Origin of the sequence: Flagellimonas sediminis (genome assembly GCF_010500845.1) — a bacterium.
In the GTDB taxonomy this organism is placed as follows: Bacteria; Bacteroidota; Bacteroidia; order Flavobacteriales; family Flavobacteriaceae; genus Flagellimonas; species Flagellimonas sediminis.
The window spans coordinates 48,293-74,079 of record NZ_JAAAMI010000010.1 but is presented as its reverse complement, the minus strand read 5'-3'; the positions used below and the strand labels follow the sequence as shown (position 1 = coordinate 74,079).

Genomic DNA, 25,787 nt, shown 5'->3' with positions numbered 1-25,787 from the left:
AATCACAAAAATATTCAGGGGATGGGAGAGTAATTTCAAATCCATCAACCCAAAAGGTCAATCGGTCAAATGGGATCCCAAGGGTAACCATCGAATGAATACTTTTCGCCCCAAATGATACTAAGGGTATTGATTTTAAATGATCGACTGTGTTTTTGTAGGATTTTTAGGTCAATCGGACACTATATTCCTTGGGAGTGCGTTTAGTTCTTATTAAAAATCAACCATGAGAAAAAATACATTATTATTGGTAATCTTGGTAATGGTAAGTTTTACGGCCATTGCCCAAAGTGTAGACAGAAGTAGTTTTAAAGCAGGAGTTATGGCGGGGATGCCCATTGGGGATGCCTCGGACTATTCAACTTTTGCATTGGGATTGGATGTGGCGCACCATTGGGGTGTTTCCGAATTGTTCGACGCGGGTATAGCGACAGGTTTTATCCATGCTTTCGGCGAATCGGGTTCGTTAGGTGACGGTGCCATAACATACAAATTTGAGGACATTCAATTTATCCCAGTGGCTGCTGCCATACGAATGTACCCTACCTATGAATTTAAATTGGGCGCCGATTTTGGCTATGCCTTGGCATTGAACGACAATATGGACGGTGGTTTTTATATAAGGCCATCCATCGGATATAACATAACAGGAAATACGGAATTGAATGTTTCCTATATCAGCGTTAGCAACGATTGGAATTTTTCCATGGTAGCAGTTGGCTTGCTTTTCCTGTTTTAAATATGATTGAAAGGATACTGCGCTTAACCCCAAATTGGTGTAGTAAAACCATGAGTATTAAACTATAATAAAACGAAAATGAAAAAATTACTTTTTGTAATGGCGTTTGCCATGCTATGTTCAGTGGCCGCAAAGGCCCAAACCAGTTATAAGGCAGCATTGGGTTTAGGGATTGATGCCATTGACAATTCTACATTTGTTGGTGCCACAGGAAAATATTTTTTTACCGCAAATCATGTTGGTCAAGCCGATTTGGGATTTGAAAGCAATGCGACCATCATTACAGTTTTATATTCCTATCATAAATCTTTTCGTGGCGCCCCCGGACTACGATGGTATGTTGGGGCAGGGCCAAGCATTATTCTTCGGGATGGGGATAATTCATTTGCTTTGCGCCCACATTTGGGACTTGACTATAAAATAAACGGAGTCCCTATTGTACTGAACTTTGATTGGAGACCCTTCGTTGGTCTAGGAGATGCCGGCAATGAAGTAGGAGCGTTTGGATTGGGACTACAATTTGCTTTTTAACCGAGTCCAAAAAATATATGATAAAATGGCGGGAATATCCCGCCATTTTCTTTTTGTTGTATTTTTGGTTCCATGAAACTCATGATCATTAACGGGCCCAACCTCAATCTTTTGGGCAAAAGGGAGCCGGAAGTATACGGTAGCACGACTTTTGAAGACTATTTTGGGCAGCTTAAAACGAAATTTCCACAGGTGGAACTGTCGTATTTTCAATCCAATATTGAAGGTGAGATTATTGGCAAGATCCAAGAAGTGGGCTTTGATTATGATGGTATTATCCTGAATGCCGCGGCGTATACACATACTTCAGTGGGCATTGGGGATGCCGTAAAGGCGGTCAATGCTCCGGTGATCGAGGTTCATATCTCCAATACCCATAAACGGGAAGAATACCGTCATGTTTCCTTTATCTCATCGGGGGCAAAAGGGGTCATTTTGGGATTTGGCCTTCAAAGCTACGATCTGGCCATCCAGAGTTTTTTAAGCTAGTACCTTCAAGTATTTTTTATCGGCATAGAAAGTGCCGAAAGGCAACAGGGAGGCCAAGAACAAAATGATGAACCTTTTCAGGTTCCATTTGCGTTCCCAGCAAAACATTACGGCCACTAACACATAGAAAATGAACAATATCCCATGGGCATACCCCACATATTTATTCGGCTCGGGAATGTCTGCCCAATGTTTCAGGGGCATCGTCATCCCGAACAATAACAAATAGGAGATTCCTTCTAAAATGGCAGTGGCCCTAAAAAGCTTTAGCATAATAGAGATTATAGGTGGATCACTTCACCATAGGCATCAGCCACAGCTTCCATTACCGCTTCGCTCATAGTAGGGTGTGGGTGCACCGCTTTTAGGATCTCATGTCCGGTAGTTTCCAGTTTTCTGGCCACCACCGCTTCCGCGATCATATCGGTCACTCCTGCACCGATCATGTGGCAACCCAACCATTCACCATATTTGGCATCAAAAATAACTTTTACGAACCCATCAGGAGTACCTGAAGCTTTGGCTTTTCCGCTGGCTGAAAAAGGGAACTTGCCCACTTTGATGTCATATCCTTTTTCCTTGGCCTGTTTTTCGGTCAAACCAACGGATGCGATTTCTGGAGTACAGTAGGTACAACCTGGGATATTTCCGTAATCCAAGGCTTCTACATGCATGCCGGCAATTTTTTCAACGCAAAGGATACCCTCGGCAGAGGCAACGTGTGCCAATGCTTGACCAGGGGTAACATCTCCAATGGCATAATATCCTGGAATATTGGTTTGGTAATAATCGTTCACAAGGATTTTATCGCGGTCCACGGCAATGCCAACTTCTTCCAAACCGATGTTTTCAATATTGGTTTTGATCCCTACGGCAGAAAGAACGATGTCTGCCTCAAGCACCTCTTCCCCTTTGGAAGTTTTAATGGTGGCTTTCACACCTTCACCTGATGTATCGACTTTGGTTACCTCTGCGGAGGTCATGATTTTTACACCGGCCTTTTTGAAGCTTCTTTCCAATTGCTTGGATACATCCTCGTCCTCAACAGGAACAATGTTCGGCAGGTATTCCACTACGGTCACTTCGGTGCCCATGGAGTTGTAGAAATAGGCAAATTCGATACCGATGGCACCACTACCTACTACGATCATTTTCTTGGGTTGTTTGGGCAGGCTCATCGCCTCACGGTATCCTATGACTTTTTTGCCGTCTTGTGGAAGACTTGGCAACTGGCGGCTACGTGCACCGGTCGCTATGATGATATGGTCAGCACTGTATTCGGTAGTACCACTATCGGATTTTACATCTACCTTTTTACCTGGTTTCAGTCTTCCAAAACCATTGATGACCTCAATCTTGTTCTTCTTCATCAAAAATTGAACGCCCTTGCTCATACCATCGGCAACGCCACGGCTTCTGCTCACCACGGCACCGAAATCATAATCCACTTCCTTGGCGCTCAATCCATAACTTTCGGCATGCTTCAAATATTCGAAAACCTGAGCGGATTTTAAAAGGGCCTTGGTTGGGATACAGCCCCAATTAAGGCAAATGCCCCCCAAACTTTCCTTTTCTATAATGGCTGTTTTGAAACCTAATTGTGAGGCCCTGATTGCGGCAACATACCCACCGGGACCACTTCCCAAAACAATAACATCGAACTTGCTCATTGATCTTGATTTTAGTTGTTAGATTCGAAGCCTGCCTAATTGCTGGCAGGTGCAAAAGTACGGAAAACCATTTCCAAATCCCAAGTTGAAAAAAACCAAAAATGCGTTTGTTTGTGAAATCAGCTTTACTGGGAACCGAACATCTTTTGGTTGAAGGCCTTGGAGCCTCCTTTGGGTATGGATAGGGAGTTCCAATCCTTTCCCTTTATCATTTTTCCCAAGAATACTATTTGCCCTATATGGCTTGCATAATGTGCCAGTTGCCTATTGATGGCCTCCACTATGGTGTGTTCCTGACCACGGATTGTGATTTTGTTCCCGAAGTTGGAAGGATTTATACTGTCCAAAGCAGCGAACAGGCATTGCCAGCCTTTTTCCCAGGCCAAAAGCATTTCTTTTTTAGAGGGGTATGGGTCTTCAAATTCCATTTCACGGTCGCGCCAGGATTTCTCGCCATCCTCGATCAAAAAATGGGTCCATCTACTCAACATGTTGCCTATCATGTGCTTAACGATCAAGGCGATGGAATTGTCCCCTTCATTATATTTCCAATGGATTTCTTTCTCGGAAAGTTGAGCAAAGGTTTTATCTCCCAATGCTTTGTACCGATGGAATTCAAATTTGACGTTTGCCAGATAATTTTCCTGAAAATCCATAACCCATCAATCTTTTGGGTCGAAACCGATACTCACCGAATTGATGCAATAGCGTTGCCCCGTGGTTTCCCTTGGCCCATCATTGAACACATGGCCCAAATGGCTTCCACAATTGGCACAAAGCGTTTCGGTGCGGATCATGCCATGTGAAGTATCTCGGATGTACTCAATGGCACCTTCAACAGCTTGATCAAAAGAAGGCCAGCCACAACCGCTCTCAAACTTATGGTCACTCTCAAAAAGCTTCGCATTACAGGCCTTACAATGGTAGTCGCCGTTTTCAAAATGTAGGTTGTATTCACCAGTAAAGGGTCTTTCTGTCCCTTTCTGCCTCAGCACATAATATTCCTCCCTGGAAAGCTGGTCCTGCCATTCCTGTTCGGATTTTTGAACACCATATTTTTTGTCCATCTAATTAATTTTTACCGTCAGGGATAAAGTTAAGGGCTACGCCGTTAATACAGTGTCTTTTTCCTGTGGTTTCTCTTGGCCCATCATTGAACACATGGCCCAAATGCCCACCGCAAACGGCACAATGCTCTTCTGTCCGGGCCACGCCGATCTTGTAATCCACGTCATAGGCAACGTTTCCTTCAATTTCCCGATCAAAACTGGGCCATCCGGTACCCGAATCGAATTTATATTCACTTCGGAAAACAGGCGTGCCACATCCTGCACAAACATAGGTGCCTTTTGTTTTGATTTTGAGCAGATTACTGGAAAAGGCATTTTCCGTAGCTTCTTTACGAAGCACATAATATTGTGCGTCGGTCAATTCGGCTCGCCATTCTGCATCCGTTTTATTGACCTTGAAAGCGGTTTCTTTTTTATTTTCCTTTTTCTCTTCCTGTGATGTTCCCTTGCAGCCAATAAAAATCACAAGTACCATCAATAGCAATCTTTTTCCCATGTTTCGTTTTTATAAGTAGACGGTTTAAACCGGCAATCCTTTCAGAATTAAATGTTATTTAACAAAAAAGTCCCACTGAAAAACAATGAGACTTTAAGGTACTATTTTTGAAGAAATCAATTAAGATCCAATTTCAATACTTTATCTTCTTTAATGCCCAAGGCAGACATTACGTTTTCAATTTTGGAGGTGTCCAACTTGGATGATGTGGCATATTCGCTGGGTATGAACACAATCCTGAAAATTTGGTTGTCGGTAAACCCGGTGTCCAAACCGGAAAGGTCAAAATTACCGTCTATGAACAGTTCCAAATCCACAAAAGTGTGGGCAAACACATATTGCATGGTGCCTTCTGGCAAGAAGAAATTCTGCGGCAATTGGCTCCAGGCATCAGCAGTGGAACCATCGGAAAGGTCGATCAAACCATCATGACGGTAGACCAAAACGGCATCGGATTCGAACACTTCAAAATCAGTGACGTCGGAAAAATTGATCAAGGTGCTGAAAAGGTTGGAACCGGCATCATAGTCAAAGGTTACCCCTTCAACTTCTACCACTTGACCTTGAATACCGTCTTGACCGTCAAGTCCGTCCAAGCCATCAAGTCCGTCATATCCGGGAGGGCCTTGCGGACCTTCACAGGCTACAGTTAACAATACTATAATCGCCCCGAAAATTGTACTAAATTTATTCATGATTTTGGATTTTTGATTTGTCTTCATTTTTTGTTTGTCTCTGCAAGAAAATCAAAAAGCGTTCCAATTTTTAAAAAATGTTGTTTTAATGGGCAAAGAAGTTGTCAATATCAAATTCTTGGCCAAAGATGTGTATTATTGTAAAACTTAAACCCTCATTTATGTCCACGGTAGTTCCACATAGTTTTTTTACTGATTTTGATATCAACCTTTTTAAGGCTGGTAAGCATTTTAGATTGTACAACAAGTTGGGATCACACCTTACCGAGGTCAATGGGGTAAAAGGCACCTATTTTGCAGTTTGGGCACCGTCCGCCAAGTCGGTTAGTGTCATTGGGGACTTTAATTATTGGAATGCAGGAGAACACGAGCTCTATGTGCGTTGGGATAGCAGTGGCATTTGGGAAGGTTTTATTCCTGACGTCGATAAAGGTACCAAATACAAATACAAGATTCATTCAAACAACAATGATATTTGGACAGAAAAGGCCGATCCTTTTGCTCGGTTTTGCGAGTTACCACCCAACACCGCTTCATTGGTTTGGGATGCTCCCTATAAATGGAAGGACCAAGACTGGATGGACACCCGTGAGGATAAAAATGGCTTGGACAAGCCTTATTCCGTTTACGAAGTGCATTTGGGTTCTTGGAAGAAAAAGCATGGCTGGGAGTCGCTCACCTATTTGGAAATGGCGGACGAGCTGGTCAGCTATGTGGATGAAATGGGCTTTACCCATGTGGAGTTCATGCCCGTTATGGAATATCCGTACGATCCTTCTTGGGGGTATCAGCTCACGGGCTACTTTGCGCCTACCTCCCGATTTGGGAAACCGGAGGATTTTAAAGTTCTGGTGGATAAATTCCATCAAAAGGGCATTGGTGTGATCTTGGATTGGGTTCCGTCCCATTTTCCTGAGGATGCACACGGTTTGGGCTATTTTGATGGTTCCCATCTGTATGAACATCCCGATAGACGAAGGGGGTACCATCCCGATTGGAAAAGCCTCATCTTCAATTATGGAAGGAACGAAGTTCGGGCCTTCTTGATCAGTAATGCTGTTTTTTGGTTGGATCAATACCATGTGGATGGATTACGGGTAGATGCCGTTGCCTCTATGCTATACTTGGATTATTCCAGGGAAGATGGTGAATGGGAACCCAACATGTATGGCAACAACGAGAACTTGGAAGCCATGTCTTTCCTCAGGGAAATGAACCAAGAAGTGTATGCCAGCTTTAAAGGAATACAGACCATTGCGGAGGAGTCCACTGCATTTAGCGGTGTAACCAAACCTGTACATTATGGTGGTTTGGGCTTCGGTATGAAATGGATGATGGGTTGGATGCACGATACCTTGGAGTTCTTCAAAAAAGAACCTATTTATCGGTCTTACGATTTGAACAACATCACCTTCAGTTTAACCTATGCCTTCACTGAGAATTTTATGTTGCCGCTCTCACATGATGAGGTGGTCTATGGCAAGAATTCCCTGTTGTACCGTATGCCGGGTGACGAATGGCAGCGTTTTGCCAACCTTAGGTTGATGTTCGGATACATGTTTACCCACCCCGGGGCCAATCTGCTTTTCATGGGAGGTGAATTTGGTCAATCTTCCGAGTGGAATTTTTTGCAAAGTTTGGATTGGCACTTGACTCAATACGCATTCCATTCTGGGATACAAGAAACCTTAAAAGATCTGAACAAAATGTACAAAAGCAATCCCGCCCTGTATGAAAAACAGTTCAATCCTGATGGGTTTCAGTGGATCGAATACAACGACCATGAAAATGCGGTCATCTCATTCATCAGAAAAGGTAACGACCCCAAGGATGACCTGATCGTGGCCTGTAACTTTACTCCTGTTCCCCGTGAGAGCTATAGGGTAGGGGTACCCAAGACATCGGCCCTTAAATTGATCTTTAACAGTGATGATGTAAGGTATGCCGGCAGTGGAATGGGCAAGAAAACCATGAAACCAGCAAAGACACCTTGGAACGGCCATGATCAATCCGTTGTGATGACATTACCGCCTTTATCTGTGGTAGTGTACAAGTAACCAACATACTATAACGTTATAGTTCATTGAAGTTCACAACATCTTTTTCATTATTCACGCTAATGTGTTTCTTTTGTTAGCCTCAACTGACTAGAGATGATAACCAACACGGAAATAGAGAGAAGAGGAAACCAGTTTCCCAACCATATAGTCGATTTTAAACAAGAAAACGACAAGATATATTTCACCACCCAAAATGGGGTTATCCTGCAGATAACCATTCTTCGAGACAGTGTGGTCCGATTTAGGTACGCAACCGAATACGTTTTTGAGCCTGATTTTTCCTATGCGATCAGCGAGGATGTGAACTTGGGTTACAATGAACTTACAGTAAAGGAAGAAATTCCCGAGTATGTGATTACCACTTCCAAGATCAAGATTTATGTGAACAAAACGGACCTAAAGGTCCAGATTACCGATTTGAAGGATGTGGTGTTGAATGACGAGGAACTAGGCTTCCATTGGGAAGAGAACTTTGACTACGGAGGAAACGTGGTGAAGATGAGCAAAGTCTGTCATTCCGGCGAAAGCTATTACGGAATGGGGGACAAGGCTTCCCATACCAACCTGAAAGGAAAAAGGGTGAATAACTGGGTAACGGATTCCTATGCCTATGGTAAAGATCAGGAACCTTTGTACAAGGCCATTCCTTTTTACATTGGGTTAAAGGAGGGCATAGCCTACGGTATTTTCTTCGATAATTCTTTCAGTACCTATTTTGATTTTGCCAATGAGAAAAGAACAGTGACCAGCTTTTGGGCCGATGGAGGGGAAATGAACTACTATTTTTTCTACGGTCCCAAAATGAGCCATGTGGTAGAATCCTATACCGATTTGACCGGGGTTCCGGAACTTCCGCCATTGTGGGCCCTTGGGTTCCATCAATCCAAATGGAGTTATTATCCAGAGAGCAAGGTCAAGGAAATTGCCTCTTCTTTCAGGGAGCATCAAATACCTTGTGACGCCATTTATCTGGACATCGATTACATGGAAGGTTTTAGGTGCTTCACTTGGAACAACCGCTACTTCCCAAATCCCAAGAAAATGATCCAGGAAATGGAGGAAGATGGTTTTAAGGTCATTACCATGATCGATCCTGGGATCAAGATAGACCGCGATTATTGGGTATACCAGCAGGCCATGGATAATGAATTTTTTTGCCGAAGGGCCGATGGTCCCCATTTTAAAGGGAAAGTTTGGCCGGGGGAATGCAAATTTCCGGACTTTACCGATCCCGATGTACGCGAATGGTGGGCCGGACTCTACAAAGAAATGATTGCCGGTATGGGCGTTCGTGGTGTTTGGAACGATATGAATGAGCCCGCCGTGATGGAAGTACCCTCCAAGACGGCCAATTTGGACGTTCGTCACGATTATGACGGTCACCCATGTAGTCATAGAAAAGCACATAACGTTTATGGAATGCAAATGGTCAGGGCCACTTACGAAGGGGTTAAAAAATTTACCTTTCCCCGTAGGCCCTTCGTGCTTACACGTGCCGCTTATGCAGGAACACAGCGCTATTGTGCTACCTGGACGGGGGATAACGTGGCCACTTGGGAGCACCTTTGGATCGCCAACGTGCAGATGCAGCGTATGTGTATGAGTGGCTATTCCTTTGTAGGGTCCGATATTGGTGGTTTTGCCGAACAACCGAACGGCGAATTGTTTGCGCGTTGGATCCAGTTGGCCATTTTTCATCCGTTTTGTCGGGTGCATTCCAGTGGGGATCATGGCGATCAAGAGCCTTGGTCTTTTGGAGAAGAGATTACGGGCATCGTAAAGGAGTTTATTGAGTTGAGGTACCAATTGTTACCTTACCTATACACCATGTTTTACAAATACATCAAAGATGGAATGCCCATGCTACAATCTTTGGTGTTCTATGACCAGGAAGATCAACAGACCCATTTCCGTACGGACGAGTTCCTTTTCGGGGAGCAAATGTTGGTATGTCCGGTACAGGAACCCAATGCCCAAGGAAGAAGAATGTACTTCCCTAAAGGCGATTGGTACAATTATTGGACCGATGAATTGGTTTCCGGGGGAATGGAACGTTGGGTTCCCGCCGAGATCCACAGGGTGCCGTTGTATGTAAAGGCCGGTGCGATGATCCCTAAATACCCGGTACAACAATATGTGGGGGAAAAGACCATTACCGAGTTGGGTCTTGATGTGTACTACAAGGAAGGCAATGAAAATTCCATTGTGTACGAAGACCAACAAGACGGGTACGATTACAAAAAGGGAAGATACAGTCTTCGTAGGTTCCGATTGACCGGTAAGGGCAATGAATTGATCATACAACAGTTCAAGGACGGTAACTACATCACCCCATACGATAAATTCAAATTGACCCTTCACGGATTGCCTTTTATCATTGGTACTGTGGAGTTGGACAACGAGGAAGTGGACTTAAAGGATATCAAATTGAACGGAAACAATTCCATTGAGGTCAGTAAGGATTTCACCGAACTCCACATTATCGGAAAATAAATTTTTTGTACTTTACTTGTACTAAACACTGTTAATAATATGAAAAGGTTAGTTCTTTCTATCGCAATATTTTTGGCCGTTGCTTCCTGTAAAACCAATCCGTTTACGGGAAAGAGCACGTTGAATTTTTATTCGAACAGTCAAATGTTTCCCATGGCATTTGCCCAGTATGACCAGTTTTTGAACGAAAACAAAGTGGTAAAAGGGACTACGGATGCCCAAATGATCACGAGAGTTGGACAACGGATCGCATCCGCAGCAGAACGCTGGTTGGATGCCAATGGGTATCCCGGATATTTGAAAGACTACCAATGGGAATACAATTTGGTACAGGACGAGACGGTCAACGCTTGGTGTATGCCAGGGGGCAAGATTGTGGTCTACACGGGCATTTTGCCCATCACCCAGAATGAAACAGGTGTAGCCGTGGTGATGGGCCATGAGGTGGCGCACGCTTTGGCTGACCATGGGGCACAACGGATGAGTGCTGGAATGATTCAACAAATTGGGGCGGTTGCAGGGAATGTTGCCATTCAGGATCCTGAGAAAAGAAACATGTTCAACACCGCTTATGGTCTAGGTTCAACCGTTGGTGTTATGTTGCCCTTTAGTAGAAGCCATGAAACAGAAGCAGACCGAATTGGGTTGCAGATCATGGCCATCGCAGGTTATAATCCGGATGAGGCGGCCAGATTGTGGGAGCGTATGAAGGCCCAATCCGGTGGGCAGGCACCACCGGAATTTTTGAGTACACACCCCTCCAACGATACCAGGATCAGTAATTTGACCGCTTGGGCCCCAGCCGCAAAACAGGAAGCTAGAAAATTTGGGGTAACCTCGTTCAAATAAGTTGAAAACAAGCAAAAAACAGAGAATGTCATTTCGAGAAAACGAGAAATCTGATGCCCCGAAATTAGATTTTTCGAATGATGGTTCGAAATGACATTTTTCTTTTAAACCACTACATATGGAACAGGCTTTGGCATTAAAGGGTACCAAAAAATTATTGAACGCTTGGGCGTTTTACGATTGGGCCAATTCTGTTTATAGCCTCGTGATTTCATCGGCCATATTCCCCATTTTTTATGGTGCTCTTTTTCGGGTGTCCGGAATTGAGAAGGTGACCATTTTTGGCGGTGAGATTGCCCGCGCCCCCTTGATCAGTTACGTTACTTCCTTGGCATTCGTCTTTATTGCCATCGTAACCCCATTGGTTTCCGGTATTGCTGATTATTTGGGCAACAAGAGAAAGTTTTTGAAATTCTTCTGTTATCTGGGAGCGGTTTCCTGCATTGGGCTGTATTGGTTTTCCTTGGAGAACATCTACTTCGGACTTATTTGTTATTTCTTCGGATTGGTCGGGTTTTGGGTAAGTTTTGCCATCAACAATTCCTATTTGCCGGATATTGCCTATCCTGAACAACAAGATCGGATCAGTGCCAAGGGTTTTTCCCTCGGATATATTGGCAGTGTCATTTTGTTGGTCTTCAATCTGGCGATGGTCATGAGACCCGATGTGTTCGGTATTACCAATGACGGTGAGGTCGCCGAGATCAAGGCCATGAAATACTCCTTTATTTCCGTTGGCATCTGGTGGATACTTTTTAGCCAGTACACTTTTGCCAATCTTCCCAAAGGCTACAAAAGGGAAGGGGCAAGACAACATATCATTTTGAACGGGTTCAAGGAACTGAGAACTGTGTGGCATCAGTTGGGCGAGAATGTCCGACTGAAACGCTACTTGGGCGCCTTCTTCGTCTACAGTATGGCAGTGCAGACCATTATGCTCATCGCCACCTATTTTGGGGAAGAAGAAATTGCATGGGGTTCGGACAGTGAGCGCACCACAGGATTGATCATCAGTATTTTGGTCATTCAGCTGGTGGCCATCATCGGGGCTACGGTAACGGCTTGGTGTTCCAAGGTCTTTGGTAATATCCGCACGTTGATCGTGATCAACATCATTTGGGCCATGCTCTGTGTTTATGCTTATTTTCTTCAGACCCCTATGGATTTTTACACCGCAGCAGGCTTTGTGGGAATTGTGATGGGCGGTATCCAGGCCCTTTCCCGATCTACCTATTCCAAGTTTTTGCCCGAAACCACAGATACCACCTCGTTCTTTAGTTTTTATGATGTGGCAGAAAAAATAGGAATCATCATCGGTACCTTTTTGTATGGCGTGGTTGCACAGCTTACAGGCAGCATGCGAAACAGCACCATCTTTTTGGGCTTGTTCTTTATTATCGGTATCTTTTTACTGACTAGGGTCAAAAATAAAGATTGAACCAATGAAACAATTACTTGCCATCGCCCTTTCATTTTTATGGATAGGGTGCAACCTCTTTGCCCAAAAAACAATTGCCGAACAATTGGGCTATCCTGCCGATGCCAAACTACTTATCATTCATGCCGATGATTTGGGCGTGATCCATACCGTGAACCAAGCCACGTTTAGAGCCTTTGCCGATGGATCGGTCAAGAGTGCCAGTATTATGGTGCCTACGCCATGGTTGCCCGAAGTGGCGGCCTATGCAAAAGAACATCCCGATCACGATATGGGCATCCACTTGACCTTGACCAGTGAGTGGGAATACCTTCGTTGGGGTCCGGTGGCCCCTGCTGGGCAAGTTTCCAGTTTGTTGGATGAAAATGGATATTTCTACCCCGATTGTGCCCAGCTTTGGGAACATGCCAAAATAGAGGAAGTGGAAATGGAACTGAGGGCCCAGATCAAGAAGGCGATTGCCATGGGCATACAACCCACCCATTTGGACAGCCATATGGGATGTTTGTTTTCCAGTGATCCCAGATATTATGAACTCTATGTAAAATTGGCCAAGGAATTTGGCATTCCGGCCATGGTGAACCACCAAATAGAACAGTTGGGCGGAGTAGATGGCACCAAGATACCTGTGGTGATCAATGACATTTTGGGAGCCAACATTCCCGATTATGAAAGCAGTATGTCCGATTACTACGCCAATGCCCTTCGCAACCTAAAACCGGGCGTGCATGTGATGATCATCCATTGCGGGTACGACAATATGGAAAGCCAAGGGATGTCTTACGCACACCCGTATTGGGGGGCACAATGGCGCCAGCAGGACTTTGATTTCTTCACCAGTGACGCTTGTGCGAACATCTTGAAGGAAGAAAACATTCATGTCGTGACTTGGAAAGAATTGGGTTCCCTACTGAAGAAATAAAGGATGATAAAAAGCATCGATAATACTCCGTTTTGGGGGTATATGGATGTATTTTATGCTTATATAAACAAGTTGTGAGCAATTCCCCACATAAAGAAACTCTATTAATTTCTTAAGCTAGCGAGTCAAATTTTGTGTAGGAAAATTATACTAAATTTAACCGTTAGTCAGAATTAAAAACAACTTAGCAATTAATGAACGCATCCGAATTTCGAAAACTTGTAACAAAGCACTTTTCTCCAAAGATTAGAGAACTAGGATGGAAAGGTTCCGGATTCAGTTTTAAAAAAATTGACGATAATCATGTTGTAAATCTTTTCGGAATTCAAGGGAGTTGGATGGGAGGTTCTGTTTGTTGCGAAACAGCTATCCATTTTGACTTTTATCCTGACTTCGAAAAAATGACTTACGCTGGATGTGTAATTCGCAAAAGACTTTCTCCAGTCGGCGAAGGAGATTATCATTGGAGGTTCAGCAATAAGGAGGAAAGTAATATCGAATCGGTTCAATCAATTTGGACAGCTTTTGAAAAACATGGCCAAAAATTCTATAGGGACTTTGAAAGTTTCCCAAGTCCTTTTGATAAAATTCGACCTGAAGATTTAGAAAAAAACGACAGATATAAAATCTTGGATAAATATCATGTTCATAACCAAATCGAATTAGCTCGACTTTTAAAAGATATACATTTACTTATTGGTAATAAATCTTATGCGAAGGGATTCTCGGAATATGCAATAATTAGAATGGAAAAACTGGCAAAAAAATGCTTGTTGGAAGAAAAACTAAGGCGTATTATGAGACGGAGGCCTTTTTGCAAAAACAAATTGAGTCCTTGAAAATAAAATAAAACTGCTCACAACAAAACCTATAAGCAATAGCGCCCTGCGGGACGCTACTGCTCATAGCCAAACCGTTGGCGGTAATTGGGAAAACCCCGAAAGAAAACAGATAAATGTACATGGATAAAACAGTTTTAATTTCAGGAGCAAGCTTTGCAGGTTTAACTTTGGCATATTGGCTAAATAAATTTGGCTACAAAGTTACCCTTGTCGAAATTTCTTCTGGAATTAGAAAAGGTGGTTCCCCAATTGAAATACGGGGTGAAGCTTTGAACATTGTTAAAGAAATGGAGCTGTTGGAAAAAATAAGAGCAAAACGCCTGACAGTAAACCTCAACAAAAGAATGGTAAATGCGAAAAATGAAACACTTTTCTCGTGGAATCATTCGGAAGGAGATGATATTGAAATCGATAGGGACGATTTATTAGATATTTTAGAAGAAATTATTCCAAAAAATGTTGAATTTCTTTATCAGAACAGGATAGCAATAATTGAACAAAGCGATGAAACAGTAAATGTTACATTTAAAAATGGAGAAAATCGAAACTTTGACTTTGTATTTGGTGCAGACGGAACTCATTCTTCCGTTAGGAAAATGATTTTTGGAAACGAAGATAATTTTTCAGTTTTCTTCGGAGCATATTTTGCCACTTGTGAAACAAAAGAAATCCCAACAAATGAAGGAACAATTTACAATGAACCCGGCAGAATGGCTGGTCTTTTCCCGTTTAGAGACTCAACTCAAGCCATCGTTATTTTCAGATCACCCAAATTAAATTACGACTATAAAAATCAAACACAACAGAAACAGATTTTAAGGGATAACTTAAAAAACAGCGACTGGAAAATCCCTCAAATTGTAGAATTAATGCTCAAAAGCGAAAATTTATATTTTGATGAAATTTGCCAAATTAAAATGCCATCTTGGGCAATAAATCGCATTGCATTGGTTGGAGATGCTGCATATACCGCAGGATTTCCAACAGGAATGGGAACAACTTTGGCTATTCAAGGTTCTGCAACTTTAGCAAAATCACTATATGGGTCAAGAGGAGATTATAGGTCAGCATTTTTGAACTATTACGAATCGTACAGACCTTTTGTTGATAGTATTCAGCCTAAAATTATTGACGGACTAAACTTTACTGTTCCCAAAACACAAGAAGAAATTGACAATAGATTTAATAAATAAACTACCGCCAACAATGTATATAAAAAATAGGCGAAACAGTAGTAAAATCAAGGCTTGAGGCTCGTATAAATCTTTGTGCTTCACTGAAAGTTTGGTACTTCAAAATCGCCTACTTTTCATAGCCAAACCGTTAGAGGGCTTACCAATGATGGTTTCAAAAACAATTAATACATGTAATTATCAAGTTCTGATAGCAAATGCAAAAGTACTCCGTTTTAATATGTGTGATCATCTCCGGGCTTTTTCTTGTTATTGCCACCTTGTATTATCCGGGTGGTTCAATCCTTGATAAAAATGCTGTCGGCTTTGACTGGTCAAAGAATTTTTTCAGCAACTTATTCTTACCGAATGCACTCAATGGTTCTGAGAACCCTTCAAGGATTTGGGCACTTATCGGTATGGTTTTCAATTCAATTGGATACGGACTTTTCTTTATTCATACTTCTCGTAAAATACCCCATAAGCATACAAAGTTGGTTTTAATATCCATTGGTGTTGTTAATATGCTTTTCACCTTTCTTATTGCCACCCCCCTGCATGACATTATGGTAACGGTTTCAAGTACACTGACCATGATAGGTTTGTTTTACATTACCATATTTGTCTTAAGGACAAAGATTCACTGGTTGAAGTTGTTTTGCATAGTGGGTCTACTCATTTTTTATTCCACTTTGTATTTGTATGGTGCTGGGAACTGGGGATTGTTGGCTGTAATGCAGAAAGTCACTTTTCTATGTTTTATGCTGTTGGTTTTGACTATCGAATATTTTACGAAGGCTGAAGATTTTCATCAAAACAAAACTGACCAAGTGTCAAAAACGACCCGCTAAAATCACCCATACACATGGAGGTTTTTAGGGTTTTGATTGACAAAAAGTGTTAAATTTAATTCAGTCCTTCGCAGGAAGTTCAGAAGTAAAAATCCCTATTGCGTATAGTTGATAACCGTTGACCGTAATTATCCGATAAATAGAAAAAATAAAGTTTGACATAATGTTTACAGTAGAACAAATCGAATCTGCTCACGGGAAAGTTAAATCAGGAGCTGATTTCCCAAATTATATTCAAGAAAATAAGAGTATAGGAGTCTTATCTTTTGAAACTTGGGTTGTTGACAGTCACACTGAATATTTTGGAGAAAATGGATTTCAAACCAGCTCTAAACCAAAATACGGGAATTTAATAATTGCAGACATTTCTGATAAAGACAAATTTGGAGAATATTTAAAAATCCACCAGAAGGGAAATACCGATTATTTTACATTCTGCAATCATTGTGCAGAAACAGGAATCGAAAAATGGAATGTGAATCTTGAGAAAATGACTTTCACTTACTATGATAAAGCAGGAAATGAAATCTTAGTAGAAATTGTACCGACCATATAGAATACAGCGAACAGCCAACATAGTGTACAAGCATTGGCGGTATAGTGCTATTTGAAAAGTATAGGATAATCAAAGGTAAGTGTGCTATCTGATAGTTCAGTGGGTTAAAATCCACTACTTCCCATACACGAGACAGTTAGGCAAAATAAAGAGGAATCCTACCAACAAAAGAATTACTTATGAAAATATGCAAAGTCAATGTCCTAAGATTTACGGCTACAATAATTCCAATAATTTCCTTTTTTATAACCTGCGGTCAAATTCAAAACAAATCAGAAACAAGCACGCAAACTAAAGCTGAAATATTCAATTCATATTTATCTGAATTACATGATAGGGGACAATTTAATGGAAATGCGCTAATCATAGAAAATGGCGAAATCGCATATCGGGGAACATTCGGAATAGGAAATTTTGAACCTATTGATTCATTGAAACTGAATTCTGTTTTTAGGTTAGGCTCCGTAAGCAAGCAATTTACGGCCATGGGGATTATGATGTTGAAAGAGGAAGGTAAGTTAACGTATGAACAGGACATAAGGGATTTTATACCAGAGCTTCCCTACAATGGAATAACAGTAAGACATCTGCTGAATCATACCTCTGGCTTGCCGGATTACTCAAGGATCATGAACGAACATTGGAAAGTAGAGTTGGCATATGATGACCCGGAAAAATTTATATCTGGCAATGAAGATGTTATAATGATGTTGTGTGAATACAAACCCACTGTCCATTTTACACCTGGAGAAAGATGGGAGTATAGCAATACTGGTTACAATTTACTTGCTACTATTATTTCAAGAATTTCTGGTATGTCATTTAATGAATATCTGCAAGAACATATTTTTATACCTGCTGAGATGACTAGCACTTTGGCTTATAAGTATATCCCAGGTTTTGATGATAAAATGCCAAATCGGGTTTTTGGATTTGGGACCAAATTTAACGGTATCAACAGGTTTACTACGGATTCCCATTACCTAAATGGTGCCTATGGAGAAGGTGGAATATATTCTACTTTGGAAGACCTTATGAAATGGGACAGAATATTATATAATGATGTTCTTGTTTCAAAACAAACTTTGGAGGAGGCATTTTCACCAGGGAAACTGAATAATGGAAATTTAACGGATTATGGCTTTGGTTGGTTCATTGATAAATCACCAAACAATAAGAAAGTAGTCAAACACATGGGTGGTTGGGCAGGTTTCTTAACCAATATTTATCGTGAAATAGAAGAAAATAACTGTATAATAACATTAACCAATAACAATACGAGGTATTTCAATATGGATGATGGTCTAATCGATATTCTACACAACAAACCACCTAAATTCCCGAGAATATTTATTGCTGACGTAATAGGGAAAAAAGTTCAGAACGAAGGAATTAAAGCCTCCATACTATACTATAAAAAACTAAAATCAGAGCAACCGGATAACTATGTTTTTAATGAATATGAACTTAATTTTCTAGGATATGAATTGCTTGAAGATAAAAAGGTAGATGAGGCCATCGGTATATTTAAATTGAATATGGAGGAATATCCAAAATCTGCTAATGTTTACGATAGTTACGCAGATGCATTACTGTCAATGGGAGATACAGTAAATGCCTTGATAAATTTCAAAAAAGTTCAAGACATTGATTCTACTTTTTTTGAAATAAAGAAGAAAATCAATGCTATTGAAAAAAACACTATCCCTAACAATGACGATAATTAATTGCGGGTTATTACATTCAAAAGTGCATGTTATCCACAAAAAAAATGCCCCGAATCTCGGGGCATTTTTACGTTTTTTGATTGGTGCTAAACTCCAGATCAGCCTTTGGAGATATCTCCTGAACCTGATGATTTGGTATTAATTTTTTTAGGGTTGCCACGATAATGGATGTCACCAGAACCGGATACCCTGGCGTCGATGGATTGGTTGGCCGTAACCTTGATATCCGCGGAACCCGAAACGTTTGCCTTCACATTTTCGGCCTCCAATTCGTATGCCTTAATATCTCCAGAACCAGATACGGAAACGTCCAGATCATTGGTTCTTCCAGCTAAATTAATGTCGCCGGATCCTGCTAGGGAAGCTTCTACATTCTCTGCCTCAACCGTTAAGCTGATGTCCCCAGAGCCAGCAATACTGGTGCTGAAATCGTTGGATTTAATGGTAGTCTTGCCCACAATGTCACCCGATCCAGAAAGGCTTACGGAACTGATGGATTCCACAGGAACGGTGATCTTGATGCCCCTGTTCCAGGAAGAAGGCCTTAGGTTGATGTTGTTCTCGGTCTTGATTACCAATTTTCCGTTTTTTACTTCGGTTTGAATGTATTCCAAAAGGTTGGCCTCGCCGTCCAAGATAATTTCACCTTCCTTGCCGGCCACTAGGTCCACATCGAACCACCCTGCAAGGGCAACCCCGTCATATTCCCCGACCGAACGTTCAATGGTAACATAGTTACCGTCCCCCTTTACCCTTTTCCACCATTGTGCCTGTGAAACGGTAACTGCGCTCAAAGCAAGTGCCAGTGTGATGATTTTTTTCATGATTTTGTGTTTTTAACTGTTTTTTGATTTGATATTAATTTTGATAAAATGTGATGCCTCCGTAGTCGCTGGTAATACTTACCCTTTTTCCTGAGTTTTCACTGCCGTAGAAGCCTTTGTAATATTTTTCGGTTGATTTTTCCTTGCTGATGTTGATCTCAAAATCGTCCTTACCGCTCACACCTGCGTATTCGGTGGAAATTTCAAAATCAAAATGGTAATCGGGGTGATAGCCAATTTTGATGCCCGTGTAATCGGTCCGTATCTCAACGTTTCCTGCATCAGGCGCCAATTGGTCTATCTTAATGGAACCGTAATCGCTGATCAATGAAACGTTACCATGCACTTTACCTAATTTAATGCCGATATAGTCGCCATTGCCATCTACATTTTTCACCTCTTTGGCCTCTAGGGAGCCGTAGTCATTGGAGTAGTTTAGATTGCCCATCTCCTCGATTACGGCATTGGTGTAATCTGCCTTTATGGTCAGGTCACCTGCTTTTCCAATGGTAAAGCCTGAGTAATCTGCCACGATTTCGGCACTGTTGATATAATCAAAAGTAGATCTAGAGGTATAATCGAAACGGAGTTCGTTGTTACGCCCGCGTAGTTCACCGATTTCCATTTTGCCATAATCACAGCTGATCTTGGCATGCCCATCAATACGGTCCAAGAAAATGCTACCGTAATCATTATTGAGGTTTACACTGTTTTTTACAGGTAGTTTAATAGTGTAGTTCACCTGTACGCTCACACTGTTGCGTTTGCCCCAGTTCCATCCCCAGCCATTGTTGCGGTCCCCGAACAGGGTTCTGGCGGATACCATGCTGGAACTGTTCTCAAATTCCACATCTATTTCGTTCAAACGTTCCAACACACGCTCCTCGTTGTTGCCATTGGTCTTGATGTGCACCTCGATCTCCACCCGGTTTTCGTTCCAAGAGGTAATGTTGAGGTTACCGTAACTGTTGCTCACTTTAAAAAGAGCATCGGAGTTTACGTTGAATTCCTTTTTAATGGTTTTCTCCTTGGTGTATTTACCCTCCATGTTGTCGTGGTCTACACTTGCATGTATGGCAATGGGTAACAAAGCCAAAGCGAAAAGGATATTTTTAAATGATAAAGCTTTCATCTTTTTGTGATTTTAAATTCTTGATGTTTTCTATTTGGCTCAAAACTTCTTTCAATAAATCGATACGGGTCTGAAAATTGATGATCATGGCATTTAGGATAATTTTACTGTCCCCCCCGTTGACCAAGTCGCGCTCAAGTGCCGTATAATCTTTCTGCAATCTTTGTAATTGTGCCAAAGTGTCGTCCACCAATTGGGCGGTCTCTGGTGTTTTTTCGTCTTTTAGTTGTTGTACCTGCTGTTCGATCACGTTGGCAAAATAGAACTCGGTCTTGGACACTTCTGGGGCAATTTCCACTACTTGTTCCTTCAAGGAAAGTGTGGGACCAAAGGCTTGATATCCCAACAGGGCCACCAAGGCCACCGAAGCTGCTATGGAGAGCGGTTTCCACCAAGTAGGTCTCTTTTTGTTTATGGAAACCGTGCCGTTGGCCTGGTTCAATTTTTCCAAAAATCGTTCTCGGTGCCCACTTTGAGGCTCCTCAATGTCAAACTCCCCTCGGAATCTTTCAAACAGATGATCTATATTATCCTTCATGACTGCACATTTAAGGTTAATTTTTTTCTCAGGCTTTCCTTGGCCCTCGAAATGGTGGTTCTACAATTAGCATAGCTAATGTTCATTATTTCACTTATTTCTTCGTAATCGTACCCTTCAATCAAATGTAAGGTCAAAGAAACTCTGTAATTGTCTTTCAAACTTTTCATGGTTTCCATTACTTTTTGAGCCTTCAGTTCTGTATAACCATTTTGATCCGAAGCAACTCCGTCATTATCTTCGACCTTGTACATTACATCATCCAAATCCACAGCCCAATTTTTCTGCTGCTTTTTGTAATGATGGATACTGTTATTGATCACGATCCGTTTTAACCATGCCCCAAAGGTGACGTCTCCCTTGAAGGTATCCAATTTGGTGAATGCGCTCAGGAACGATTCCTGCATCACATCCTCGGCCTCGGCCGGATCTTTTACAATCCTATAGGCAGTATTGTACATAGCCTTATAGTAGCGATTGTAAATCTCTAATTGCGCACTTGGTTTTCCCTTTTTGCACAACTCGAGCAGTGCATCAATATGTTCATTTATGTGGCTCAAAAAATGAATGGTTTGTCTTATAGATTATGGAATTTACCAATTGTTACACTTTTTTCTAAAAAAATGCTTTTTAATGGCATAGGAATTGCCTTTTAAGAGAAGATAAAAACTGAAAAAGCTATCATTATTATTGAAAATGAGGATGTTGAATTGGTTTTTGATTAGATTTAATTTGATGTTTTTTTGTCGATTATGACAAAATGACCGAAAAGCAGATACAGGAGAGATGAAAATATCAAAATTTGACAATATTGACTTTCAGGGACTGGACGAGGATGCGGAATTGATTCCACTACTTACCCCTGAAGATGAGGAGCAGATGATCAACGAGGAGCTGCCTGAAACCTTGCCCGTACTACCCCTTCGTAATACAGTCTTGTTTCCAGGGGTTGTAATTCCCATTACAGCCGGAAGGGACAAATCCATTAACTTGATCAAGGACGCCAACAATGGAAACAAGACCATTGGTGTGGTATCCCAAAAGGATGAACTGACCGAGAACCCTGGGGTGGAAGATATCAATACTTTGGGAACGGTTGCCCGCATTCTTAGGGTGTTGCAGATGCCCGATGGCAATACCACTGTTATCATTCAAGGTAAAAAAAGGTTCCAGATCGAGGACATCGTTTCAGAAAAACCCTATTTGACCGCCAAGATCAAGGAGGCGAACGAGGAAAGACCGATCAAAGGCAGTAAGGAGTTTGAGGCCATCATCGATTCTATCAAGGATTTAGCCTTTAGGATCATAAAGGACAACCCAAATATTCCCAGTGAGGCCACTTTTGCCATCAAAAATATTCAGAGCAATTCGTTCCTGATCAATTTCGTATCCTCCAACCTGAACCTTTCGGTTGCTGAGAAACAACAATTGTTGGAGATTCCCAATCTTCAGGAAAGAGCATTGGCCACCCTGAAGTATATGAACATGGAACTTCAAAAACTGGAACTTCGCAACGATATCCAAAGCAAGGTCCGCAGCGATATGGACCAACAGCAAAGGGAGTATTTCCTTCACCAGCAGATGAAGACCATCCAAGAAGAGCTGGGGGGCATATCCTATGAGGAAGAGGTGGACGAGATGCGCGAAAAGGCCAAAGGTAAAAAATGGAGCAAAAAAGTGCGGGAACATTTTGAAAAGGAACTGGCCAAAATGCAGCGCATGAATCCCCAAGTTGCCGAATATTCCATCCAACGCAATTATTTGGACCTCATTTTGGATTTGCCGTGGGACAATTATTCCAAGGACAAGTTCGACCTAAAAAGAGCGCAGCAGATTTTGAATCGCGATCATTATGGTTTGGAAGATGTAAAACGAAGGATCATTGAATATTTGGCCGTTCTTAAATTGAGGAACGATATGAAATCGCCTATTCTCTGTCTGTACGGACCTCCCGGGGTAGGTAAGACCTCTCTGGGCAAATCCGTGGCAGAAGCATTGGGTAGGGAATACGTGAGAATGTCCTTGGGCGGATTGCGTGACGAGGCTGAGATCCGTGGGCACAGGAAAACCTATATCGGTGCCATGCCCGGCAGGGTGGTGCAAAGTTTGAAGAAGGCAGGGACATCCAATCCAGTTTTTATTTTGGATGAGATAGACAAGCTTTCCAACAGTCATCAGGGAGATCCCTCTTCGGCTATGCTAGAAGTGTTGGATCCCGAACAGAACAACGAATTCCACGATAACTTCTTGGAAATGGGCTATGATCTTTCCAAAGTCATGTTCATTGCCACGGCAAATAGCTTGTCTACCATTCAACCTGCTTTGTTGGATCGTATGGAGATCATCAACGTGACCGGTTATACCATCGAGGAGAAAGTAGAAATCGCCAAACGTCATTTATTGCCCAAGCAATTGAAGGAACACGGACTTTCTGCCAGTGATTTGAAGATAGGCAAAGCACAATTGGAAAAGATTGTGGAAGGCTACACTAGGGAATCCGGGGTTCGTAACTTGGAAAAGCAATTGGCCAAAATGGTTCGCTATGCTGCAAAATCCATCGCCATAGAGGAGGAGTATAATATTAAGGTCTCCAATGAGGATGTAGAGAAAATATTGGGTCCAGCCCGATTGGAACGTGACAAGTATGAGAACAATGAAGTGGCCGGTGTGGTCACCGGTTTGGCGTGGACCAGTGTGGGAGGCGATATCCTTTTTATCGAGTCCATTCTTTCCAAAGGAAAGGGACAACTCAACATTACCGGTAATTTGGGCCAGGTGATGAAGGAATCCGCTACCATTGCCATGGAGTACATCAAATCGAATGCGGAAACTTTTGGTATAGACCCTGATGTGTTCGATAAATACAATGTGCACATCCACGTGCCTGAGGGAGCGACTCCAAAAGACGGCCCTAGTGCGGGGATTACCATGCTTACCTCATTGGTGTCACTATTTACCCAACGAAAGGTGAAAAAGAGCCTGGCCATGACCGGTGAGATTACCCTAAGGGGTAAGGTATTGCCAGTGGGTGGTATCAAGGAAAAGATCTTGGCCGCGAAAAGAGCAAGAATCAAAGAGATTATCCTGTGCGAGGAAAACAAAAAGGATATTGAGGAAATCAAGGCGGATTATCTTAAAGGACTTACCTTCCATTACGTGACCGACATGAGTGAGGTGATTGATATTGCCGTGACCGATCAAAAGGTGAAAAACGCCAAAACGCTGTAGTTGGATGATAGGTGTCATAAAATTATAATGACATTTCTGCCTATTTTTGGCGCATGGGAAAAATTACAATAGCAATTGACGGATATTCATCAACAGGAAAAAGCACCATCGCCAAACGGTTGGCCAAATCGCTGAACTATATTTATGTGGACACAGGGGCCATGTACAGGGCGGTGACGCTTTATGCATTGGACCACGATTTGATCAATGAAAAGGGTGAGATCAAGGCACCCAAATTGATTGAGGCTTTGCCTGGTATTGCACTAAAATTTGTCCCCAATTCCGAAACAGGTCGTTCTGATATGCACATGAACGGACAGAATGTGGAAGAAGAGATTCGATCTATGAGGGTTTCTGGGAAGGTGAGCAAGGTTTCCGCCATAAAGGAAGTCCGGGAAAAGCTGGTAAAGATGCAGCAGCAAATGGGCAAGGACAAGGGTATTGTGATGGATGGTAGGGATATCGGTACCGTGGTTTTCCCCGAAGCAGAACTCAAGCTGTTCATGACGGCCTCCCCTGAGACCCGGGCCGCCCGAAGGTATAAGGAACTGTTGGACAACGGGGAAGAGGTAAGCTATGCCGAGGTGCTCAAAAATGTACAGGAAAGGGATTTCATCGATTCAACCCGAAGCATTTCACCGCTTAAAAAAGCCAAGGACGCCATTGAATTTGACAACAGTGATATGGGACTGGAAGAACAGTTTGAAAGGGTACACGACTTTGCCCAACGCGTGATTGCGAAGAAGGGGTGAAAAATTTAATAAAATTTCAAATTGCACTTATCGTAATTAGATATGAATCGTTTTAATGATTTATATCGACCGATAAGTGAAGTTAGTTTTTTTCTGGTTTTAATTCAAGTGTAAATGGATGGGTGAGTTTTTTGAATTGACCCAACCACGCTTTTGATTGCTTTGAATTCATAGTGAAACAAAAAGACGCCCTGAGGCGCCTAATGTTCTTAGAATTGTCACATCGAGCGCAGTCGAGATGTAAGCAAGTTCTTGACTGCAATCGAATTGACAAATTTTTCTACAAATTCGGGATGACCAACACCTGATCGGGGTGGATCAGGTCAGGATTCTTCAAAATATTGGTGTTGGCCTCAAAGATCTGTTTGTACTTCATGGCATCGCCATAGTAGTGCTTGGCAATCTTGCTCAACGATTCGCCGCTTTTTACGGTGTGGCGCGCGTAAACGGAATCGTCTTCCACTGTAATATTGGCCTTGATATCACTGGGGTGCTCACCGCCGATCTCCTTGATCTTGTCCCACAACAAGTTTTTTTCATAAGGAGTTGATGTCATTCCCTTTATCTTCAAAACGCCATTTTCTTCCGAAACATCGCCGTCCTTGACGTTCAATTTTAGGCCTAGATCCAAAACGGGTTGATACTTTGCTTTTACACTCATAATAGTAATTTTTATAGTTAACAATTAGAACCTTCAAGATAGCTATAAACCG

Annotated in this window: 26 protein-coding genes; 15 read left to right on the top strand and 11 right to left on the bottom strand. The window is 42.1% G+C overall.

The window, feature by feature from the left end:
• Positions 1-226 precede the first annotated feature (226 nt).
• The 3 genes from GTK07_RS16425 to aroQ all read left to right on the top strand — a co-directional run bounded on the left by GTK07_RS16425 (position 227) and on the right by aroQ (position 1,759).
• The gene (locus tag GTK07_RS16425; RefSeq protein WP_163636323.1) at positions 227-739 is read left to right on the top strand and encodes a hypothetical protein; all 513 of its coding nucleotides are present in this window, start codon (positions 227-229) and stop codon (positions 737-739) included.
• 78 nt (positions 740-817) lie between these two features.
• Positions 818-1,270 (top strand): hypothetical protein, encoded by a 453-nt coding sequence (locus tag GTK07_RS16420; protein WP_163636322.1) that lies wholly within the window; start codon positions 818-820, stop codon positions 1,268-1,270.
• 72 nt (positions 1,271-1,342) lie between these two features.
• Entirely contained in the window at positions 1,343-1,759 is a 417-nt protein-coding gene (gene aroQ, locus GTK07_RS16415; protein WP_163636321.1) for a type II 3-dehydroquinate dehydratase, read from the top strand.
• Here the strand turns inward: aroQ and GTK07_RS16410 are convergent.
• The 6 genes from GTK07_RS16410 to GTK07_RS16385 all read right to left on the bottom strand — a co-directional run bounded on the left by GTK07_RS16410 (position 1,751) and on the right by GTK07_RS16385 (position 5,690).
• The gene (locus GTK07_RS16410) at positions 1,751-2,032 is read right to left on the bottom strand and encodes a DUF3817 domain-containing protein (protein WP_163636320.1); all 282 of its coding nucleotides are present in this window, start codon (positions 2,030-2,032) and stop codon (positions 1,751-1,753) included. The genes aroQ and GTK07_RS16410 overlap by 9 nt on opposite strands.
• Positions 2,033-2,040: 8 nt before the next feature.
• Entirely contained in the window at positions 2,041-3,429 is a 1,389-nt protein-coding gene (lpdA, locus tag GTK07_RS16405) for a dihydrolipoyl dehydrogenase (RefSeq protein ID WP_163636319.1), read from the bottom strand.
• Between the two features lie 125 nt (positions 3,430-3,554).
• Positions 3,555-4,085 carry a DUF1572 family protein gene (locus GTK07_RS16400; protein ID WP_163636318.1) on the bottom strand — a complete coding sequence of 177 codons (531 nt, stop codon included), beginning with the start codon at positions 4,083-4,085 and terminating at the stop codon, positions 3,555-3,557.
• Between the two features lie 6 nt (positions 4,086-4,091).
• Positions 4,092-4,496 (bottom strand): peptide-methionine (R)-S-oxide reductase MsrB, encoded by a 405-nt coding sequence (gene msrB, locus GTK07_RS16395; RefSeq protein WP_163636317.1) that lies wholly within the window; start codon positions 4,494-4,496, stop codon positions 4,092-4,094.
• Between the two features lie 4 nt (positions 4,497-4,500).
• Positions 4,501-4,995 carry a peptide-methionine (R)-S-oxide reductase MsrB gene (gene msrB / locus GTK07_RS16390; protein WP_163636316.1) on the bottom strand — a complete coding sequence of 165 codons (495 nt, stop codon included), beginning with the start codon at positions 4,993-4,995 and terminating at the stop codon, positions 4,501-4,503.
• Between the two features lie 116 nt (positions 4,996-5,111).
• Complete coding sequence (locus tag GTK07_RS16385; protein ID WP_163636315.1) at positions 5,112-5,690, bottom strand: collagen-like protein; 579 nt, start codon at positions 5,688-5,690, stop codon at positions 5,112-5,114.
• Between the two features lie 161 nt (positions 5,691-5,851).
• Between GTK07_RS16385 and glgB the strand changes: the two genes are divergently transcribed.
• From glgB to GTK07_RS16335, 10 genes are all read left to right on the top strand, one after another.
• Positions 5,852-7,747: a 1,4-alpha-glucan branching protein GlgB gene (gene glgB, locus GTK07_RS16380; protein ID WP_163636314.1), complete on the top strand. Its 1,896-nt coding sequence runs from the start codon at positions 5,852-5,854 to the stop codon at positions 7,745-7,747.
• Between the two features lie 96 nt (positions 7,748-7,843).
• On the top strand, positions 7,844-10,243 hold the full coding sequence (locus GTK07_RS16375) for a glycoside hydrolase family 31 protein (protein ID WP_163636313.1): 2,400 nt from the start codon (positions 7,844-7,846) through the stop codon (positions 10,241-10,243).
• Positions 10,244-10,282: 39 nt separating this feature from the next.
• Positions 10,283-11,092, top strand: coding sequence for a M48 family metallopeptidase (locus GTK07_RS16370; protein WP_163636312.1), 810 nt, complete (start codon positions 10,283-10,285; stop codon positions 11,090-11,092).
• Positions 11,093-11,210: 118 nt separating this feature from the next.
• Entirely contained in the window at positions 11,211-12,530 is a 1,320-nt protein-coding gene (locus GTK07_RS16365; protein ID WP_163636311.1) for an MFS transporter, read from the top strand.
• 4 nt (positions 12,531-12,534) lie between these two features.
• Positions 12,535-13,452: a polysaccharide deacetylase family protein gene (locus tag GTK07_RS16360; protein ID WP_163636310.1), complete on the top strand. Its 918-nt coding sequence runs from the start codon at positions 12,535-12,537 to the stop codon at positions 13,450-13,452.
• Positions 13,453-13,646: 194 nt separating this feature from the next.
• Positions 13,647-14,291 (top strand): DUF4304 domain-containing protein, encoded by a 645-nt coding sequence (locus GTK07_RS16355; protein WP_163636309.1) that lies wholly within the window; start codon positions 13,647-13,649, stop codon positions 14,289-14,291.
• Positions 14,292-14,413: 122 nt separating this feature from the next.
• Entirely contained in the window at positions 14,414-15,487 is a 1,074-nt protein-coding gene (locus GTK07_RS16350) for an FAD-dependent monooxygenase (RefSeq protein WP_163636308.1), read from the top strand.
• A 197-nt stretch (positions 15,488-15,684) separates the two neighbouring features.
• Complete coding sequence (locus tag GTK07_RS16345) at positions 15,685-16,317, top strand: hypothetical protein (protein ID WP_163636307.1); 633 nt, start codon at positions 15,685-15,687, stop codon at positions 16,315-16,317.
• 163 nt (positions 16,318-16,480) lie between these two features.
• Positions 16,481-16,873, top strand: coding sequence for a DUF1398 domain-containing protein (locus GTK07_RS16340; protein ID WP_163636306.1), 393 nt, complete (start codon positions 16,481-16,483; stop codon positions 16,871-16,873).
• Between the two features lie 179 nt (positions 16,874-17,052).
• Positions 17,053-18,600: a serine hydrolase domain-containing protein gene (locus GTK07_RS16335; RefSeq protein WP_163636305.1), complete on the top strand. Its 1,548-nt coding sequence runs from the start codon at positions 17,053-17,055 to the stop codon at positions 18,598-18,600.
• Positions 18,601-18,698: 98 nt separating this feature from the next.
• Here GTK07_RS16335 and GTK07_RS16330 read toward each other — a convergent pair whose 3' ends face one another.
• From GTK07_RS16330 to GTK07_RS16315, 4 genes are read right to left on the bottom strand one after another with little or no spacing between them, the layout of a single operon-like run.
• Positions 18,699-19,424, bottom strand: coding sequence for a head GIN domain-containing protein (locus GTK07_RS16330; protein ID WP_163636304.1), 726 nt, complete (start codon positions 19,422-19,424; stop codon positions 18,699-18,701).
• 34 nt (positions 19,425-19,458) lie between these two features.
• Complete coding sequence (locus GTK07_RS16325) at positions 19,459-20,556, bottom strand: DUF4097 family beta strand repeat-containing protein (protein WP_163636303.1); 1,098 nt, start codon at positions 20,554-20,556, stop codon at positions 19,459-19,461.
• A complete protein-coding gene (locus GTK07_RS16320) occupies positions 20,537-21,094 on the bottom strand; it encodes a hypothetical protein (RefSeq protein ID WP_163636302.1) in 558 nt (185 codons plus the stop codon). Before GTK07_RS16320 ends, GTK07_RS16325 begins: the two co-directional genes overlap by 20 nt.
• Entirely contained in the window at positions 21,091-21,654 is a 564-nt protein-coding gene (locus tag GTK07_RS16315) for an RNA polymerase sigma factor (protein WP_163636301.1), read from the bottom strand. Before GTK07_RS16315 ends, GTK07_RS16320 begins: the two co-directional genes overlap by 4 nt.
• A 226-nt stretch (positions 21,655-21,880) precedes the next feature.
• Here GTK07_RS16315 and lon point away from each other — a divergent pair, with 226 nt between their 5' ends.
• Both lon and cmk read left to right on the top strand, forming a co-directional pair.
• Positions 21,881-24,322 (top strand): endopeptidase La, encoded by a 2,442-nt coding sequence (gene lon, locus GTK07_RS16310; protein ID WP_163636300.1) that lies wholly within the window; start codon positions 21,881-21,883, stop codon positions 24,320-24,322.
• Positions 24,323-24,375: 53 nt separating this feature from the next.
• Complete coding sequence (gene cmk, locus GTK07_RS16305) at positions 24,376-25,074, top strand: (d)CMP kinase (protein ID WP_163636299.1); 699 nt, start codon at positions 24,376-24,378, stop codon at positions 25,072-25,074.
• Positions 25,075-25,354: 280 nt separating this feature from the next.
• Here the strand turns inward: cmk and GTK07_RS16300 are convergent, their stop codons facing one another.
• A complete protein-coding gene (locus GTK07_RS16300; protein WP_119647148.1) occupies positions 25,355-25,735 on the bottom strand; it encodes a LysM peptidoglycan-binding domain-containing protein in 381 nt (126 codons plus the stop codon).
• Positions 25,736-25,787: the final 52 nt, after the last annotated feature.

Coding starts and splice junctions, on each gene's coding strand:
- GTK07_RS16425 (WP_163636323.1), top strand. CDS start 227: ATGAGAAAAAATACATTATTATTGGTAATCTTGGTAATGGTAAGTTTT.
- GTK07_RS16420 (WP_163636322.1), top strand. CDS start 818: ATGAAAAAATTACTTTTTGTAATGGCGTTTGCCATGCTATGTTCAGTG.
- aroQ (WP_163636321.1), top strand. CDS start 1,343: ATGAAACTCATGATCATTAACGGGCCCAACCTCAATCTTTTGGGCAAA.
- GTK07_RS16410 (WP_163636320.1), bottom strand. CDS start 2,032: ATGCTAAAGCTTTTTAGGGCCACTGCCATTTTAGAAGGAATCTCCTAT.
- lpdA (WP_163636319.1), bottom strand. CDS start 3,429: ATGAGCAAGTTCGATGTTATTGTTTTGGGAAGTGGTCCCGGTGGGTAT.
- GTK07_RS16400 (WP_163636318.1), bottom strand. CDS start 4,085: ATGGATTTTCAGGAAAATTATCTGGCAAACGTCAAATTTGAATTCCAT.
- msrB (WP_163636317.1), bottom strand. CDS start 4,496: ATGGACAAAAAATATGGTGTTCAAAAATCCGAACAGGAATGGCAGGAC.
- msrB (WP_163636316.1), bottom strand. CDS start 4,995: ATGGGAAAAAGATTGCTATTGATGGTACTTGTGATTTTTATTGGCTGC.
- GTK07_RS16385 (WP_163636315.1), bottom strand. CDS start 5,690: ATGAATAAATTTAGTACAATTTTCGGGGCGATTATAGTATTGTTAACT.
- glgB (WP_163636314.1), top strand. CDS start 5,852: ATGTCCACGGTAGTTCCACATAGTTTTTTTACTGATTTTGATATCAAC.
- GTK07_RS16375 (WP_163636313.1), top strand. CDS start 7,844: ATGATAACCAACACGGAAATAGAGAGAAGAGGAAACCAGTTTCCCAAC.
- GTK07_RS16370 (WP_163636312.1), top strand. CDS start 10,283: ATGAAAAGGTTAGTTCTTTCTATCGCAATATTTTTGGCCGTTGCTTCC.
- GTK07_RS16365 (WP_163636311.1), top strand. CDS start 11,211: ATGGAACAGGCTTTGGCATTAAAGGGTACCAAAAAATTATTGAACGCT.
- GTK07_RS16360 (WP_163636310.1), top strand. CDS start 12,535: ATGAAACAATTACTTGCCATCGCCCTTTCATTTTTATGGATAGGGTGC.
- GTK07_RS16355 (WP_163636309.1), top strand. CDS start 13,647: ATGAACGCATCCGAATTTCGAAAACTTGTAACAAAGCACTTTTCTCCA.
- GTK07_RS16350 (WP_163636308.1), top strand. CDS start 14,414: ATGGATAAAACAGTTTTAATTTCAGGAGCAAGCTTTGCAGGTTTAACT.
- GTK07_RS16345 (WP_163636307.1), top strand. CDS start 15,685: ATGCAAAAGTACTCCGTTTTAATATGTGTGATCATCTCCGGGCTTTTT.
- GTK07_RS16340 (WP_163636306.1), top strand. CDS start 16,481: ATGTTTACAGTAGAACAAATCGAATCTGCTCACGGGAAAGTTAAATCA.
- GTK07_RS16335 (WP_163636305.1), top strand. CDS start 17,053: ATGAAAATATGCAAAGTCAATGTCCTAAGATTTACGGCTACAATAATT.
- GTK07_RS16330 (WP_163636304.1), bottom strand. CDS start 19,424: ATGAAAAAAATCATCACACTGGCACTTGCTTTGAGCGCAGTTACCGTT.
- GTK07_RS16325 (WP_163636303.1), bottom strand. CDS start 20,556: ATGAAAGCTTTATCATTTAAAAATATCCTTTTCGCTTTGGCTTTGTTA.
- GTK07_RS16320 (WP_163636302.1), bottom strand. CDS start 21,094: ATGAAGGATAATATAGATCATCTGTTTGAAAGATTCCGAGGGGAGTTT.
- lon (WP_163636300.1), top strand. CDS start 21,881: ATGAAAATATCAAAATTTGACAATATTGACTTTCAGGGACTGGACGAG.
- cmk (WP_163636299.1), top strand. CDS start 24,376: ATGGGAAAAATTACAATAGCAATTGACGGATATTCATCAACAGGAAAA.
- GTK07_RS16300 (WP_119647148.1), bottom strand. CDS start 25,735: ATGAGTGTAAAAGCAAAGTATCAACCCGTTTTGGATCTAGGCCTAAAA.